General features: G+C 66.5%; 16 protein-coding genes and 1 pseudogene. 9 read left to right on the top strand and 8 right to left on the bottom strand.

All coding sequences use genetic code 11. From position 1 onward, the window contains the following. The 8 genes from CLI93_RS05930 (at position 1) to CLI93_RS05890 (ending at position 7,641) form a co-directional block, all read left to right on the top strand. A complete protein-coding gene (locus CLI93_RS05930; RefSeq protein ID WP_095542042.1) occupies positions 1-789 on the top strand; it encodes a lysophospholipid acyltransferase family protein in 789 nt (262 codons plus the stop codon). Next, the gene (locus CLI93_RS05925; RefSeq protein ID WP_095542041.1) at positions 786-1,727 is read left to right on the top strand and encodes a phosphatidate cytidylyltransferase; all 942 of its coding nucleotides are present in this window, start codon (positions 786-788) and stop codon (positions 1,725-1,727) included. The genes CLI93_RS05930 and CLI93_RS05925 overlap by 4 nt, the downstream gene beginning before the upstream one ends. An 11-nt stretch (positions 1,728-1,738) precedes the next feature. Further along, a complete protein-coding gene (locus tag CLI93_RS05920) occupies positions 1,739-1,990 on the top strand; it encodes a cysteine-rich CWC family protein (RefSeq protein ID WP_143326359.1) in 252 nt (83 codons plus the stop codon). Beyond that, positions 1,987-2,322: a thioredoxin family protein gene (locus tag CLI93_RS05915; RefSeq protein ID WP_095542040.1), complete on the top strand. Its 336-nt coding sequence runs from the start codon at positions 1,987-1,989 to the stop codon at positions 2,320-2,322. The genes CLI93_RS05920 and CLI93_RS05915 overlap by 4 nt, the downstream gene beginning before the upstream one ends. Positions 2,323-2,503: 181 nt before the next feature. Continuing rightward, positions 2,504-4,150 carry an acyl-CoA synthetase gene (locus tag CLI93_RS05910; RefSeq protein WP_420823112.1) on the top strand — a complete coding sequence of 549 codons (1,647 nt, stop codon included), beginning with the start codon at positions 2,504-2,506 and terminating at the stop codon, positions 4,148-4,150. 30 nt (positions 4,151-4,180) lie between these two features. Then, positions 4,181-6,082 carry a sigma 54-interacting transcriptional regulator gene (locus CLI93_RS15110; protein ID WP_238945771.1) on the top strand — a complete coding sequence of 634 codons (1,902 nt, stop codon included), beginning with the start codon at positions 4,181-4,183 and terminating at the stop codon, positions 6,080-6,082. Between the two features lie 95 nt (positions 6,083-6,177). Continuing rightward, a complete protein-coding gene (gene ampD, locus CLI93_RS05895) occupies positions 6,178-6,774 on the top strand; it encodes a 1,6-anhydro-N-acetylmuramyl-L-alanine amidase AmpD (protein ID WP_095542039.1) in 597 nt (198 codons plus the stop codon). Positions 6,775-6,969: 195 nt separating this feature from the next. After that, the gene (locus CLI93_RS05890; RefSeq protein ID WP_095542038.1) at positions 6,970-7,641 is read left to right on the top strand and encodes a LysE family transporter; all 672 of its coding nucleotides are present in this window, start codon (positions 6,970-6,972) and stop codon (positions 7,639-7,641) included. A 144-nt stretch (positions 7,642-7,785) separates the two neighbouring features. On the opposite strand, the gene CLI93_RS05885 is transcribed toward CLI93_RS05890, so the two are convergent. Continuing rightward, positions 7,786-9,795, bottom strand: a complete 2,010-nt coding sequence (locus tag CLI93_RS05885) for a BCCT family transporter (protein ID WP_238945770.1) — start codon at positions 9,793-9,795, stop codon at positions 7,786-7,788. Between the two features lie 628 nt (positions 9,796-10,423). Beyond that, positions 10,424-11,437 carry a zinc-binding alcohol dehydrogenase family protein gene (locus tag CLI93_RS05880; RefSeq protein ID WP_095542160.1) on the bottom strand — a complete coding sequence of 338 codons (1,014 nt, stop codon included), beginning with the start codon at positions 11,435-11,437 and terminating at the stop codon, positions 10,424-10,426. A gap of 114 nt (positions 11,438-11,551) precedes the next feature. Between CLI93_RS05880 and CLI93_RS05875 the strand changes: the two are divergent. After that, a pseudogene (locus CLI93_RS05875) lies at positions 11,552-11,878 on the top strand (winged helix-turn-helix transcriptional regulator); the annotation flags it as partial. Positions 11,879-12,081: 203 nt separating this feature from the next. Here CLI93_RS05875 and CLI93_RS05870 read toward each other — a convergent pair. Genes CLI93_RS05870 through CLI93_RS05845 form a run of 6 tightly spaced genes read right to left on the bottom strand, consistent with a single transcriptional unit; the run spans position 12,082 to position 16,178 of the window. Beyond that, positions 12,082-12,420: an STAS domain-containing protein gene (locus CLI93_RS05870; protein WP_095542035.1), complete on the bottom strand. Its 339-nt coding sequence runs from the start codon at positions 12,418-12,420 to the stop codon at positions 12,082-12,084. A gap of 13 nt (positions 12,421-12,433) precedes the next feature. After that, on the bottom strand, positions 12,434-13,072 hold the full coding sequence (locus tag CLI93_RS05865; RefSeq protein ID WP_095542034.1) for an MlaC/ttg2D family ABC transporter substrate-binding protein: 639 nt from the start codon (positions 13,070-13,072) through the stop codon (positions 12,434-12,436). 60 nt (positions 13,073-13,132) lie between these two features. After that, positions 13,133-13,915 (bottom strand): MlaA family lipoprotein, encoded by a 783-nt coding sequence (locus CLI93_RS05860; RefSeq protein WP_095542033.1) that lies wholly within the window; start codon positions 13,913-13,915, stop codon positions 13,133-13,135. Between the two features lie 37 nt (positions 13,916-13,952). Beyond that, positions 13,953-14,462: an outer membrane lipid asymmetry maintenance protein MlaD gene (mlaD, locus tag CLI93_RS05855; RefSeq protein WP_095542032.1), complete on the bottom strand. Its 510-nt coding sequence runs from the start codon at positions 14,460-14,462 to the stop codon at positions 13,953-13,955. A gap of 55 nt (positions 14,463-14,517) precedes the next feature. Further along, positions 14,518-15,312, bottom strand: coding sequence for a lipid asymmetry maintenance ABC transporter permease subunit MlaE (mlaE, locus tag CLI93_RS05850; RefSeq protein ID WP_095542159.1), 795 nt, complete (start codon positions 15,310-15,312; stop codon positions 14,518-14,520). After that, entirely contained in the window at positions 15,312-16,178 is an 867-nt protein-coding gene (locus CLI93_RS05845) for an ABC transporter ATP-binding protein (RefSeq protein WP_095542031.1), read from the bottom strand. Before CLI93_RS05845 ends, mlaE begins: the two co-directional genes overlap by 1 nt. Positions 16,179-16,232: the final 54 nt, after the last annotated feature.

The raw sequence follows: 16,232 nt of genomic DNA, 5'->3' as shown, positions 1-16,232 counted from the left end.
ATGAGCATCCTGGCCCGCTTCAGCGCCTCCGCCATCTGCGGTGCAGCCAAGGCTTTGACTGGTGCGCGCAGCCTGTGGCTGGGCTGCGCGCCCGTGCCGCAGCAACGCATTTACTACGCCAACCACACCAGCCACAGCGATTTCGTGCTGCTGTGGGCCTCGCTGCCGCCGCTGCTGCGCAAGCGCACCCGGCCCGTGGCCGGGGCCGATTACTGGCTGCAGGGGCGGCTGCGCCGCTACATCATCAACCAAGTGTTCCAGGGCGTGCTGGTCGAGCGCAACGGCAGCGGCGCAGGCCACGGCGCAGCCGCTGCGCCAGCCGAAGCCGACGCCGACGCCGGTGCTGGGACAGCCAACGCTGCGCCCCGGCCCGATGCGCTGCAGTCGCTCAAGGCCGCGCTGGAGGCGGGCGATTCGCTGATTCTTTTTCCCGAAGGCACGCGCAACATGGGCGAGGGCCTGCTGCCCTTCAAAAGCGGGCTCTACCACTTGGCCCGGGCCTACCCGGAGGTGGAGATCGTGCCCGTCTGGCTGGGCAACCTCAATCGCGTCATGCCCAAAGGCGCGCTGATTCCACTGCCGCTGCTGTGCACAGTGCATTTCGGCGCGCCAGTGCAGCTGCTGCCCGGTGAGGAAAAACAGGACTTTCTGCTGCGGGCCCGCCAGGCCCTGCTGCACCTGGCCAGCGGCGAAAGCGCCGACGAGCCCTACAGCCCAGGGCCGGCGCTGGCCGCAGAGCCAACCCCGATCACGGGCCCAGCGCCCGCGCCCAGGGAGGGCCAGCCATGAGCCATGAGACCTTCTTGCTCTCTGCCCTGGTGCTGGGCCTGATGCTGCTGGCCTCGGCCGTGGGCTTTGCACTCAAGCTGCGCGCGGGCTGGCAGCCGCATTCGGTGATCGATAACCTCAACGCCCGCATCAAGGCCTGGTGGGTCATGATCCTGGTGCTGGGCCTGGCATTTGCGCTGGGGCGCGTGGCCGTGGTGCTGCTGTTCCTGGGCATTTCGTTCTATGCGCTGCGCGAGTTCATCACGCTCACGCCCACGCGCCGTGCGGACTACTTTGCGCTTCTGGCGGCCTTCTACGTGGCCCTGCCACTGCAGTACTTTTTCATCCTCACGGGCTGGTACGGCATGATGGCCATTTTCCTGCCTGTGTACGGCTTCTTGCTGCTGCCGATCTTTGCCGCGCTCGGCGGCGACACCACGCGCTTTCTGGAGCGCGCCTCCAGCGTGCAATGGGGCGTGATGATCGCGATCTACTGCATCTCTGCCGTGCCTGCGCTGCTGCTCATCAGCATCCCCGGCTACGAAGGGCGCAACCTGCTGCTGATCGCCTGGCTGGTGCTGGTGGTGCAGGGCTCGGACATCCTGCAATACGTCTGCGGCAAGCTGATGGGCCGGCGCAAGATCGCCCCGGCGCTGTCGCCATCCAAGACCGTGGAAGGCTTTGCAGGCGGCGTGCTGCTGGCCTCGCTGCTGGGCGCGGCCCTGCACTGGATCACGCCCTTTGGCCCGGTGCATGCGCTGCTGATGGCACTGGTCGTCACCCTGCTGGGCTTTGCCGGCGGTCTGGTCATGTCGGCCATCAAGCGCGATCGCGGCGTCAAGGACTGGGGCCACATGATCGAAGGCCACGGCGGCATGCTCGATCGGCTGGATTCCATTTGCTTTGCGGCCCCAATTTTCTTCCACCTGGTGCGCTACATCTGGGGCGTGCCCGTTTGAGCCCGCGCCCCGTGCCGCCCGCCCCGTCTGCCAGCCCAGCCACCAGCCCTGCAAGCCTCTGCCCGCTGTGCGGCGCGCCCAATGGCTGCGCCATGGCGCCCCGGCACGGCGCCGCGCCTGCGGCTGCCAGGCCCTTTGATTGCTGGTGCCAGCACATCCGCATTGCCCCCGCCGCCCTGGCGCGCGCCCAGCAGGCCCAGCCCCAGCAATGCCTGTGCCGCGCCTGCGCCACGGGCCACACACCACAAGGAGACTCCCCATGAGCCACGACTATCAACCCGAGACCATGACCCGCGCCCAAGCCGAGCAACTGCCCGGTACGGTGGTGCTGGATTTCGGCGCCAACTGGTGCAGCATCTGCAACGCCGCGCGCCCCCATGTGGAGGCAGCGCTGGCCGATCACCCACAGGTGCGCCACATCCGCATCGAGGACGGCAAGGGCCGCCCGCTGGGGCGGGAGTTTGGCGTCAAGCTCTGGCCCTCGCTGTTCCTGCTGCGCGATGGGCAGGTGCAGGCGCAGCTGGTGCGCCCTGAATCGACCGAAGCCGTGCGCGCCGCACTGGCTGCAGCGCTGCCCGGCTCGCCCGGCGCCTGAGATCAGGGCCTGCCGGGGTTTTCCCGCAGCTGCGGCCACCCCCGTGTTCCTGCCAATTGCCAAGCGCTGCGCGGCACAGTACAAGCCTGTGTCACCGCGCGGCGCGCCTGGCCTGCCATGTCGGCATGCGACAGAGGTTCGCGCCAACACTTCCATCATCAAGAAAGACCTGTACACCATCATGAGCGCCTACGACCAACACCTGGACCGCAACGCCGCCAACTTCTCTGCCATCACCCCGCTGGACTACATCCGCCGCAGCGCCGAGGTTTATCCCGGCCGACTGGCCGTGGTGCATGGCGAAATTCGCCGCAACTGGCGCGAGACCTATGCGCGCTGCCGCCAGCTCGCCAGCGCATTGCAGCAAGCAGGCATTGGCAAGAACGACACGGTGGCCGTGATCCTGCCCAATACCCCACCGATGGTGGAGGCGCACTTTGGCGTGCCCATGGCCGGGGGCGTGCTCAACACGCTCAACACCCGACTGGATCCTGAAACCATCGCCTTCATGCTCGACCACGGCGAGGCCAAGGCGCTGATCGTCGATCCCGAGTTCGCAGGGCTGATCCACAAGGCCCTGCCGCTGCGCAAGAGCGAGCACCTCAAAACCATCATCACCGTGCAGGACGCGCTTTACGGCCCCGCGCCCGTGCAGCTCGACGGCGCGATCGACTATGAGGACTTCATCGCCCGTGGCGACCCCGAGTTCGACTGGCAGCGCCCGGCCGACGAGTGGGACGCCATCGCCCTGAACTACACCAGCGGCACCACCGGCGACCCCAAAGGCGTGGTCTATCACCACCGCGGCGCGGCGCTCAACGCGGTATCAGCCATCCTTGAATGGGACATGCCCAAGCACCCGGTCTATCTGTGGACGCTGCCCATGTTCCACTGCAACGGCTGGTGCTTCCCCTGGGCCGTGGCAGCGCGCGCGGGGGTGAACGTGTGCCTGCGCCGCGTCGATCCGGCCGCCATCTTCGACGCCATGCGCGAGCACGGCGTGACGCACTACTGCGGCGCGCCCATCGTGCACGGCATGCTGGTCAACGCCCCGGCCTCCATGAAGGTGGGGCTGCCCAGCGGCGTCAAGGCCATGGTTGCGGGCGCCGCGCCACCGGCCTCGATGATCGAAGGCATGGAGGAAATGGGCTTTGACCTCACCCACGTCTATGGCCTGACCGAGGTGTATGGCCCGGCCACCGTCTGCGCCAAACACGACGACTGGCAAACCCTGGACATCGGCGAGCGCGCCCAGCTCAACGCGCGCCAGGGCGTGCGCTACCACCTGGAGCAGGACGCCTGCGTGCTCGACCCCGACACCATGCAGCCCGTGCCCTGGGACGGCGAAACCATGGGCGAGATCATGTTCCGCGGCAACATCGCCATGAAGGGCTATCTGAAAAATCCGCAGGCCACGCAAAAGGCCTTTGCCGGCGGCTGGTTCCACTCCGGCGACCTGGCCGTGCAGTACCCCGACGGCTACATCAAGATCAAGGATCGCAGCAAGGACATCATCATCTCCGGCGGCGAAAACATCTCCTCCATCGAGGTCGAGGACGCGCTCTACCGCCACCCTGCCGTGCTGGCCGCCGCCGTGGTCGCCAAGCCCGACCCGAAATGGGGCGAAACGCCCTGCGCCTTCGTCGAACTCAAGGAAGGCGCCACCACCACGGTGGAGGACATCGTGGCGCACTGCAAGAAGCACCTGGCGGGCTTCAAGGTGCCCAAGGCCGTGGTCTTCGGCCCGCTGCCCAAGACCAGCACCGGCAAGATCCAAAAGTTCGAGCTGCGCAAGCAGGTGGGCTCGGCCCAGGCCATCGACGTGTGAGCCCGCAGGCGCACGCCGCATAATCGGGCCATGCCCGAGAAGAACGCCTCCATCCTGGTCATCGACGACGAGCCCGATCTGCGCCTGCTCTACGAGTTGACGCTGATGCGCGAGGGCTACCAGGTCGAGTCGGCCGAAACCGTCGCCCAGGCGCGCGAGAAGCTGCAGCGGCACTTCGACGTGGTGCTTACCGACATGCGCCTGCCCGATGGGCTGGGCATGGAGATCCTGCTGGAGCTGCAAGCGGCCGGCCGGCCCGAGCGCTGCATCGTCGTCACCGCCTACGGCTCGGCCGAGAACGCCGTGGAGGCGCTGCGCGCCGGCGCCTTCGACTATCTGGCCAAGCCGGTGGAACTCAAGCAGCTGCGCACTGTGGTGGCCTCGGCCGTGCAGGGGCTGCCGGGCAAGCCCTCCGCGCTGGAGGCAGTCGCCACACACGCTGCGCAGCCAGCCCCTGAGCCCGAGCCAGAATGCGATGAGGCCGAGCCCGAGCAGACCGGCAGCCCCACACAGGCGGCAGGCGCGCGAACGGCCGCGCCGGCGGCTGCCGCACCCAGCCCCAGGAAGCGCAAGGCCCCCGCCAAGCAGGAAGCCGACGATGACCCCGGCGCGGCCGCGCTGGCCAACCTGGTGGGCCAATCGCCCGTTATGCAGGCCGTCAAGGAGCGCATCGGCAAAGTCGCGCGCAGCATGGCGCCCGTGCACATCCATGGTGAATCGGGCACGGGCAAGGAGCTGGTGGCGCGCGCCCTGCACGCCAACAGTCAGCGCGCCAGCGGGCCGCTGGTGGCCGTCAACTGCGGCGCCATTCCGGAAAACCTGCTCGAAGCAGAATTCTTCGGCGCCAAGAAAGGCTCCTATACCGGCGCCACGCACGACCGCGCTGGCTTCTTCCAGGCCGCCAAGGGCGGCACGCTGTTTCTCGACGAAATCGGCGACCTGCCGCTGGCCATGCAGACCAAGCTGCTGCGCGCCATCCAGGAGCGCAGCGTGCGCCCGCTGGGCGCCACGCAAGAAGAAGTCGTGGATGTGCGCCTGGTCAGCGCCACGCACCGCGATCTGGCCCAGGAGGTCGAGCAGGGGCGTTTCCGCCAGGATTTGTACTACCGCCTCAACGTCATCGAAGTGCGCATCCCGCCGCTGCGCGAGCGCCGCGAGGATCTTCCCGCCCTGGTCGAGGCGCTGCTGGCGCGCCTGGCGCGCGATTCGGGCTTCGAACACGTCGAAGCCTCGCAGGCCTTCATGGCCGCCGTATTGCGCCGCCCCTTCCCCGGCAATGTGCGCGAGCTGGAAAATCTTCTGCACCGCGCCATGGCCCTGAGCGAGGACGGCATCCTGCGCCCCGAATACATCGACGACGCCGGCAGCCTGGCCCACGCCAGCGCTGCGCCGCCGCAGGCCGCACCCAATCACACGCCAACGGGCACAGCGCCCCTGGCCGCCCCTGTGGCTGCGCCTGCAGCCATGCCCGCAGCCCCGGCTGTCGCTGCCCCGGCCGCCATCCCTGCCGTCGCGCCCACACCGCCAGTGGCCGAGCCTCCTCCGCCGCCGCCCGCACCTGCGCCACCGCCTGCCAGCTTCCACACCGGCGCAGCGCCATGGATGCAGTACCAGGCCCAATTCGCCATGCCCAGTCTGGGCCTGCCCACAGGCAGCGGCGCTGCGCCCGCGCCCGCACCTGCGCCCAACGCCAGCGCCGCACCGGCTGCTCACGCCAGCAGCGCAAGCGCGGGCGGCGCCACCGTCGAGCCCCTGCCCAGCGATTTGCAGGCTTGGCTCGACGAGCAGGAGCGCGCCGTACTCATCCGCGCCCTGCAGGCGGCGCGCTACAACCGCACCGCCGCCGCCGCCATGTTGGGGCTGAACCTGCGCCAGATCCGCTACCGCATCGAGCGCCTGAACATCCCCACCGAGCCGGACGCGCGCGCCTGAAAACCTGCGCCGAGCGCTGCGGCGCGCGCTCCCCGGCGCTGGATGCAATACGCGCGCAGTGCGCACCTCCCCCGCGACCATCTCCGCCACGCCCCATGCCACAGCAGCCTCCCATCAACGACACCGCTCAAACCCAAGACTGGCAGGGTGGCCGCTACCTGCCTGCGCAATGGATCGCCTCACCCAATTGCGATGCCCGCCCCGACGCTGCCCAGATCGACCTGATCGTGCTGCACTCCATCAGCCTGCCGCCGGGCGTGTTCGAAGGCCAGGCCGTGCAGCAGCTGTTCACCAACACCCTGGACTGGGACGCGCACCCCTACTTCGAGGGCATTCGCGGGCTGCGCGTCTCGGCGCACTTCTTCATCCGCCGCGATGGCCGCCTGATCCAGTTCGTCGATGCCGACGCACGCGCCTGGCATGCCGGCCAATCCTGCTACGACGGCCGCAGCGCCCGCAACGACGACTCCATCGGCATCGAGCTCGAAGGCCTGGAAGGCGGCCTGTTCACCAGCCAGCAATACCAGGCCCTGGCGCCGCTGTGCCAGGCCCTGCGCACGCGCTACCCCATTGCCCACATCGCCGGCCACGAACACATCGCTCCAGGGCGCAAGCGCGACCCCGGCCCCGGCTTTGACTGGGCCCGGCTGCAGCAACGACTGCAATGGCCGACCGCCATGTTCCCCACATGACAAAACGGCCTGCCACCCAAGGGCGGCAGGCCGTTTGAGCGCCGCCACTTGCCGCCTGCACTGGATCGTCTGCCAACACCCACTGAGCATCATGGCGCTGTGGCACAAGCCGTGTCACGGACGTTCAAAGCCTACAGGATTGCAGTCTGCAAAGCCGATATGCTAGGGCCTGTTCACAGCATTGAAGGAGACGCCATGCCTGCCGACAATTCCCTACCCATCATTCTGACCGTGGTGGCCGCGCATTTTTTGGCCCTCATCAGCCCAGGCCCTGACTTCCTGCTGGTAGTACGCAGCGCCTTGCGCAATACACCCCGCCGCGCCTTGGGCGTAGCGCTGGGCATCGCGCTGGCCAATGGCATCTATATCGCTCTGTGCATTCTGGGTGTGGCGGCGGTGCTGGCGCATTCCCTGTGGCTCATGACGATACTGAAGATCGCTGGCGGCCTGTTTTTGCTGTATGTGGCTTTTCATGCCTTGAGGGCACGCCGGAGCGATTACGCCTTCATCAGCGCCCCAGGCGCTGCCCATGATGCAACGGCATTGCAAAGAGCACCTTCATTCACTCGCGAGTTTGCGCTGGGAATGCTCTCAGGACTGTCCAACCCAAAGAACATCTTGTTCTACCTGAGCCTGTTCTCGGTAGTACTTACGCCACAGGTGGGCAACGGCTTTCGTATTGGCTTGGGCCTGTGGATGACAGCGCTGGTGTTTCTGTGGGATGCCGCCATCATCCTTGTGCTCTCACAGCAACGCGTACGCCGAGCGTTTGGCCGTTTGGCCTTTTATCTAGACAAGATGGCCGGGGCCTTGCTGGGCCTGATGGGAGCCAAGCTGCTGCACAGCGTCGCCCATGCCCAGCGTTGAAGCCGGCAATCAAGGCCGTCGCGTGGTCAAGTAAGCCGTCAGGCGGAAAACGCCGTCAGGATTCGGCGCCCTGCCAGCACCAGAGCACGCCCAAAAAAGCCACTCTGGTTGCCCGGCCGCGCCGTGACCGGACACAAGAGCGCCTCAGCGCAGGCTGTGCAGCAGGTGCATGTGCTTGTGGTACTGGTCGATGATGTCGTTGATCACGCCGTCCTTGCTCCAGCCCATGATGTCGTAATCCTGCCCGCCCTGGCCCAGGTGTACCTCGGCGCGGTAGTACTGCGGCGCATCGGCAGCGGCCGGGCTGGCATCGCCCTGCACGAAAGCCGGCTGCGCGTGGGCGGTGGCGACGACGCGGTAGGTGAAGTCGATCTCGCTGCCGTGGTTGGTGGTCAGCAGCACCTGGCCGGGCGCGGGTTGGCTGACCTGCGCCTGCACGCCCAGGGAGCCCAGTTCCTCGGCCACTTCGCGGCAGGCCTGGGCCACCGTGCCGTCCACGAAGCGGTGCACGGCCTTCTGGTCAGGAAAGTCCATGATGACGTGCAGGCGCTCGCGCCAGGCGCCGCGCGCGCGCATCATGGGCGCGGCAGTGGGCGCGGCCAGTTGCTGCACCAGCTGCTTTTGCATGTCCACGCGCAGCGCCTTGAACAGGCCATACATGGCCACCATCAGCACGGTGACAAAGGGCAGGGCGCTGGCGATGGCCATGGTCTGCAAGGCGCCCAGGCCGCCGGCCAGCAGCAGCACGATGGCCACCACGCCCGAGCCAATGGCCCAGTACAGGCGGTAGCCCAGATGGTCGCTGGTCTTGCCGTGGGCGCACAGCATGTCCATCACCAGCGCGCCGGAGTCGGCCGAGGTGACGAAGAACACCACCACCATGAACAGCGCCAGGTAGATGAACAGGCTGGAGAGCGGCAGCCGCTCGAGAAAAGAGAACAGCGCCAGCGACACGTCTTGCGAGACGACTTGGCCCAGCTCGGCCATGCCCTGGTTGAGGATCATGTCGATGGCCGAGTTGCCAAAGAAGCTCATCCACATGAAGGTAAAGCCCGTGGGCACCAGCAGCACGCCGATGACGAATTCGCGGATGGTGCGCCCGCGCGAGACGCGCGCGATGAACAGGCCCACGAAGGGCGCCCAGCTCAGCCACCAACCCCAGTAGAGGATGGTCCAGCCGCCGATCCAGTCGGTCTTCTGGTAGGCGAACAGGTTGAAGGTCATGTTCACGATGTTGGAGGCGTAGTAGCCCACGTTCTGCACCAGCGCCTGCAGCAGCAGCACGGTGGAGCCGGCCAACAGCACAAACAGCAGCAGCAAGGCCGCCAGGCCGAGGTTGAGCTCAGAGAGCAGCTTTACGCCGCGATCCAGGCCCGTGGCCACCGATACCGTGGCCAGCGCGGTGATGGCCACGATCAGCACGATCTGCGTGGTCACCGACACCGGGATCGAGGGGAATACGTGGTTCAGCCCGGCATTGACCTGCAACACGCCATAGCCCAGCGAGGTGGCCACGCCAAACAGCGTGCCGACCACGGCGAACACATCCACTGCGTGGCCGATGGGGCCATTGATCTTGTCGCCGATCAGCGGGTAGAGAGACGAGCGCAACGTCAAGGGCAGGTTGTGACGGTAGCTGAAGAAGGCCAGGATCAGCGCCACGATGGCGTAAATGGCCCAAGCGTGCACGCCCCAGTGGAAGAAGGTCAGGCGCATCGCCTCGCGCGCGGCCTGCACCGTGCCGCCCTCGCCCAGCGGCGGGGCGAGAAAGTGCATTACCGGCTCGGCCACGCCGAAGAACATCAGGCCAATGCCCATGCCAGCGGAAAACAGCATTGCGAACCACGAGGCATTGCTGTAATCGGGCTTGGCATGGTCTGGCCCCAGGCGGATGCTGCCGTAGCGCGAGGCGCCCAGGTAAATGACGGCCAGCAGGATGATGGCCACCGTCAACACGTAGTACCAGCTGCCATTGGCGACGATGGCCGCCTGCACCGCTTTGAAAGCCTGGTCGGCTGCCTGCGGCGCAATGGTGGCAAAGGCAATGATGGAGACGATGATGGCCGAAGCCGTGTAGAACACGGGCCGGTTGATGGCGCTGCCGCCGCTGGCGGCAACGGACTGGGCGGGGGAAGGCGAGGCGGGATGGCTCAAAAGTGCGTCCTTTCCTGTGTGATGGGAGCAGCAAAACATCGCTGCCATGGCACCCAAGCCTGTGCAGCCACGGGCAAGGGATGTCATGGCACGGCAGCTTGGCTGACCGCCTCGCGCGCGGCGGCATAGGCCCAAGGCCACCAGTGTGCAGTCTTGGCTGGCAAATGGATGGAGATGCAGTGCCGGGCAGCACCAAGAGGTGCCCTGCATGAAACGCCGCCGATGGCGGCTGCGGGCGGGCGCTAGGCCAGCCTGCGGAGCCCGATGGGGGCCCATAAGAGACTGTTCAAAATCTCTACACGACCGTCAAGAGAGCGGATTTGGGCGGTCTTCGGCGCGTTGCAAACGCCTCGCCATGGCTAAGGCTGCGCCTTGCAGTCCATTCCAAGCCGCTTCTTGCTCACTCGTGCCGAGATTTTGAACAGGCTCCAAGAAAAGGGCATGCAGCAATGCGCCAGCCCACGTGCGCCATGACGGCGCACCCTTTTCGGCACTGTATGACTACAAAGCGCTGGCGGCGCCCACTGGCCCGGCCAGTGGGCGCCGCCAAAACAAGGGCGGGCCAAGTGTACCGTGTCAGCGCCAAGGCCGGCACAAACACTGGATTCTCGCCCCTGCCCCTTTGCCTTCACCATCCTGCCAGCACCAGCTTGCCGATGGTTTGCCCGCCTTCCAGCAGGGCATGGGCTTGGCGCAGGTTGGCTGCATTGATCTTGCCCAGGGTACGTGTGCGGGTGGGGGCGATGCGGCCCTGATCGGCCAGGCTGGACACCTGCCGCAGGATGTCGTGCTGGCGCGCCATGTCGGCCGTGCCCAGCAAGGGGCGGGTGAACATGAATTCCCAGTGCACGGACAGGCTCTTGCGTTTGAGCGGCACGATGTCCAGCGCTTTCGGGTCGTCGATCAAGGCCATGCGCCCTTGCGGGGCCAGAAATTCCGCGATGTCGGGCAGGTAGCGCTCGGTCTGCGCCGTGCCCAGCACGAAGGCCGGCGCGCCCAGGCCCAGCGCTTGCAGCTGCGGCGCCAGCGGCTGGCTGTGGTCCAGCACGTGCTGCGCCCCCATCTGGCGCGCCCAGTCCGCGCTTTGCGGGCGTGAGGCCGTGGCAATGGCCGTCAGCGGGGTCAGCGCCCGCACCAGTTGCAACGTGATGGAGCCGACCCCGCCCGCGCCGCCAATGACGACGATGGCCGGGGCCGCGCCAGCCACGGGCACATCGATGCGCAGGCGATCGAACAGAACCTCCCAGGCCGTCAGGGCGGTCAGTGGCAAGGCGGCCGCGTCCTCGTCGGACCAGCTCGCGGGGGCATGGGCGGCGATGCGCGCGTCCACGGTCTGCAACTGGGCATAGGCGCCTTGCCGGTCGATGCTGCCGGCGTAGAACACCCTGTCGCCCGGCGCAAAGCCGCTCACGCGCGCGCCTACGCTGTGTACGCGGCCCACGGCATCCCAGCCCGGCACGCGCCACGTGCCGGGCGCAGGCCGGGCTGAGGCGCGCACTTTGGCATCGGCCGGATTGACGGCAATGGCCTGCACCTGCACTAGCAAGTCGTGCTCGCCGCACACGGGCACGGGCAGTTCAATGTCCTCCAGCGCGCGCGGGTCGGCTGCGGGCAGGGGCTGGCTGAAGCCAATGGCTTTCATCATCACGGCGGATTCCTTTCAGGCTGTTAAAACATGCCAGCGATTCTTGCTGCTACAGCATCAAAAGAAAAGAACGCACATAAATTGCCTATAGTGTCAAAAAAGGAACTGGATATGGCCCGTACCCCGCACGACTCCTTCACCTGCGCCACCGGCTGCACGGTCGAGGCCACACTGGCCTTGATTGGCGGCAAATGGAAAGGCGTGATCCTCTACCGCTTGCTCACGCAACAAGTGCTGCGCTTCAACGAATTGCGCCGCCTGCTGCCGCACATCACCCAGCGCATGCTGACCAACCAGCTGCGCGAGCTGGAGCGCGACGGCCTGGTGGCGCGCACGGTGTACGCCGAGGTGCCGCCCCGGGTCGAATACCGGCTCACTGAATACGGCCAAACGCTCGCCCCTGTCATCCACGCCCTGAAAGCGTGGGGCGATGCGCACGTGCGCCGCCCCCCAGCATGATGATCTTCCAGAAAGGTCTGCACTCAGCGCACTCGGTGCACACGCCCATCGCGCCATCCCTCGCGCCCGTTTTTTTCTGACAGTCCTCTCCAACCGTGGCGTGAATAGCAGCCAAACCTGTTCAGGAGGCGCAAAAAAACCGGCCAGTGGCCGGTTCCGGTTGTCGGAGTCGTACAGGGCATTCAGGATCCTGCGCTGCCGGCCGCATTGGGCGCGCTCGGGGGCAGCAGCTCTTCGATGCCATAGACATCGGCCAGCGACTGCAAGGTGGCCGACATGCCGGCCACGCCAGCAAATTGCATGCCCTGGGCGAGGATTTCGCGGCGCAACGCCAGCAGCGCGGCCAGGGCTGAGGAATCAAACTGCCGCAGCGTCGAGGCATCGAGCAGCACGGCATGGCCAGCGCTGCGCGCTGCCTGCAGCTGCGGCTGGATGCTGCGCACCCACTGCGTCACCTCATCGCGGGTCAGGCGGGTGGGCAGTGGCACGATGGCGGGTTGGTCAGCGGGCTGCACAGTCATGGTTGGGGCAGGTTCAAGAGGGTTTGCGGTTGTGGTTGCGCAGCGACTTTATCAGGCCTTCAATGCCGCCGGCGCTGATTTCCTGTTGGAATTGGCTGCGGTAGGAATCGACGATCCACGCGCCCATGACGTTGACGTTGTAAACCTTCCAGCCCATGCCCTGGCCAGGGGTCTTTTGCAGGCGGTAGTCGAGCTGGATGGGCTGCTCGCCACCGCGCACTTCAGAGCGCACCAGCACATCATTGGCATCGGCCTGGGCGCGCATGGGCAATACGACGACTTGCAGATCGCCAACCTGATCGAGCGAGCCGGCATAGGTGCGGATCAGCATGGCCTTGAATTCGGCAATGACTTGCTGGCGCTGCTCGGGCGAGGCACTGCGCCAGGCAGGGCCGACGGCGGCGGCGGTCATGCGCGGGAAGTTGATGTGCGGCATCACCACGCGGTCCACGGCTTCGGTGGCGGCGGCAATGTTGCCAGCCTGTACGCCACGATTGCTGCGGATTTCGCCCAGCACATCCTGGGTGACTTTTTCGATCATGGCATTGGGGGCCAAGTCCTGCGCCTGCACGGCCGCTGGCGCGGCGGCCAGCAGAGCCGCTGCTCCCAGCAGAGCTGCGCCCAAACGGCGGTAAATGGATTGCATCAGCATGGGGTCATTCCTTTCTCGGTTTCAAGCGCGCCCGGGCGCAATCGGCTTCGGCCTGCCTACTCACTGCGCGGCAGGGGCGGGGGTATCGCCGTAGTCTTCTGGCGGGATGTAGCCATCGCTGGCCTCGTCGGCGATGCGGCCATCGCTGCCTGCAGCCTGGCCACGACGGCTGAAGTAGAAGTCGCGCACCATCAGGTAAGGGTCCAGCGCGGCATCGCCCAGCGTATCGCTGGCGCGCAGCAGCCGCGCGCGCGTGTCCACAATGTCCAGCACGCGCAATCCATAGCGGTGCGCAGCCGGTTTGAGCTGGCCAAGCGGATGGCCGTAGATGTCCACCGGCAGCGCTGCCGTATCGCGCACCGACGATGCGCCCAGCAGCGGCAGCACGACGTAAGGGCCGGTGGGCACGCCCCAATGGCCCAGCGTCAGGCCAAAGTCACTCTTGTAGCGCTGCAGGCGCATTTCCGAGGCCACGTCCAGCAGGCCGCCCAGTCCAAAGGTGCTGTTGACGGCCACGCGGAAGAAGCTGCTCATGGCTGCCTCGCCCTTGAGCTGCAAGCCGTTGTTGACGAAGGACCAGGCATCGCCCAGGTTGCCGAAGAAATTGCCCACGCCGGTGCGCGCCGGGCTGGGCACGATCTTCTGGTAGCCGGTGGCCACGGGGCGCAGCACGGCGCGGTCCAGCCCTTCGTTGAACTGGTACATGCGGCGGTTAAAGCCCTCGAAGGGATCGCGCGGATCCTGCCCCACGCCATGCGGCCCAGTAGTGGCGCAGGCGGTCAGCAGCGCGGCGGCCAGGGCCAAGGTCAGCGGGTTTCGGGCGCGGGGTGGTGGGTATGGCATGGATTGAGGCCCCTCATGGGGATTTGGGTGGTCGGCATCACTGGCTGCCGCCTTGGCTGGCGGCCTGGCCGCTGCCAGTGCCGCCGGCAGGCTCAGCCGCCTTGGTGAACATGAAGGCCGAGATCAGGTTTTCCAGCACGATGGCCGACTGGGTGGCGACAATGGTGTCGCCCTGGCGCAGGTATTCATCCTCGTAACCGGGCTCGATGCCGATGTACTGGTCGCCCAGCAAGCCGCTGGTGAGGATTTTGAGTGAGCTGTCGCGCGAGAATTTGTAACTTTCGTCCAATTCCAATACCACCTTGGCGCGGTAGAGCGTGTCGTCGTAGCCGATGGACAGCACCCGCCCAACGACCACGCCGCTGCTGCGCACGGCCGCGCGCGGCTTGAGCCCGCCGACGTTGTCGAAGTGCGCCTGCACCTGGTAGCTGCGGCTGTGCCAGTTGATGCTCAGCAAATTGGCCGCCTGCAACGCCAGGAACACCAAAGCCGCAAAGCCGGCCATGACGAACAGGCCGACCCAAACATCCACTTTCGATTTCTGCATAGCTGTTGTGCTTTCCTCTCAATGTGCCGCGCTAAGTGCAGCGACCCTCGTGTGCTCAATGGGCCGGCGTGAACATCACGGCCGTGAGCAAAAAGTTCAGTGCCAGCACCGCGCCGACCGAGGCCAGCACCACGGTGCGCGTGGTGGCGCGCGAGACGCCCTCGGGCGTAGGCCGCGCGACGTAACCTTGCAGCAGGGCCACGAAGGTCACGGCAATGCCGAACACCACGCTTTTGACCAGCCCCTGGCGCAGGTCGGTGAAGACGCCGACATTGCTTTGCATCTGCCCCCAGAACGCGCCTGCGTCCACGCTCAGCATCACCACGCCGATCAGCCAACTGCCCAGAATGCCCACCGCGTTGAAGATGGCCACCAGCAGCGGCATGACGATGACTCCTGCCCAAAAGCGCGGCACCAGAATGCGCTGCACGGGATCGACGGCCATCATCTCCATGGCGCTGAGCTGCTCGCCCGCGCGCATCAGGCCGATCTCCGCCGTCAGGGAAGTGCCCGCGCGCCCGGCAAACAGCAGCGCCGTAACCACCGGCCCCAACTCGCGGATCAGCGCCAGCGCCACCACCATGCCCAGGGTCTGGGCCGAGCCAAAGCTCTGCAGGATGTAGTACAGCTGCAGGCTGAGCACGCTGCCGACGAACAGGCCTGAGACGGCGATGATGGTCAGCGAGCGGTTGCCCAGAAAAAACACCTGGTCGCGCACCAGCGAAAACCGCCGCAGCGACAACAAGCCCGGCAACCACAGGCGCACGAACAGGCGCGCCGCATAGCCCCAGTTGGCCAACAGCTGGCGCACGCGCGCCCCCACCTCGGCCGGTTGCCACCAACGCTGCATCATGGCCGCCCTCCTGCTGCGCGCTCTGCACGCCCGCTCAATCGCGGCAAGCCAAAATCCTCTTCCAGCCCAGGGCCGGGGTAGTGGAACTGCACCGGCCCATCGAAAGCGCCCTGCACGAATTGCCGCACCAGCGGATCGCGGCTTTGGCGAATTTGCGCCGGCGCGCCCTGCTCGGCAATGGCGCCATTGGCCAGAATCACCACGTGATCGGCGATGGCGAAGGTCTCGTCCAGATCGTGCGAGACCAGGATGCTGGTCGTGCCCAGCGCATCGTTGAGGCGGCGGATCAGCCGCGCTGTCGTGCCCAGCGCAATCGGGTCCAGGCCGGCAAAGGGCTCGTCGTACATGATCAGCTCCGGGTCCAGCGCAATGGCCCGCGCCAGCGCCACGCGCCGCGCCATGCCGCCGGAGATCTCGCTCGGGTACAGGTCTCGCGCGCCGCGCAGGCCCACGGCATGGAGCTTCATCAGCACCACGTCGCGCAGCACGGCCTCAGGCAAGTCCGAGTGCTCGCGCAGCGGGAAGGCCACGTTCTCGAACACCGTCATGTCGGTAAACAGCGCACCGAACTGGAACAGCATGCCCATGCGCCGACGCAGCGCATACAAGCCCTTGTGCGTTTGCGCGCCCACGTCCACGCCATCGAAGAACACGCTGCCCACAGGCGGCAGGTGCTGGCCGCTGATGAGCCGCAGCAGCGTGGTCTTGCCACCGCCCGAGGCTCCCATGATGGCCGTGACCTTGCCGCGCGGCACCTGCAGGCTCACGTCGCGCAAGATCGGGCGCTCGCCATAGCCGAAATGCAGATTGCGAATCTGCACCAGCGGCGCGGCGGCACCGGCTTGGTTGGGTTCGAATGTCATACAAGTCAAGAAAGCGCCTGGGTCTTGGCCATTGCAATGGCCTGCCAGGCCGCC

This window comes from Vandammella animalimorsus, from assembly GCF_002288875.1.
GTDB lineage: Bacteria > Pseudomonadota > Gammaproteobacteria > Burkholderiales > Burkholderiaceae_C > Lampropedia > Lampropedia animalimorsus.
This window is presented reverse-complemented; position numbering and strand designations above follow the sequence as displayed.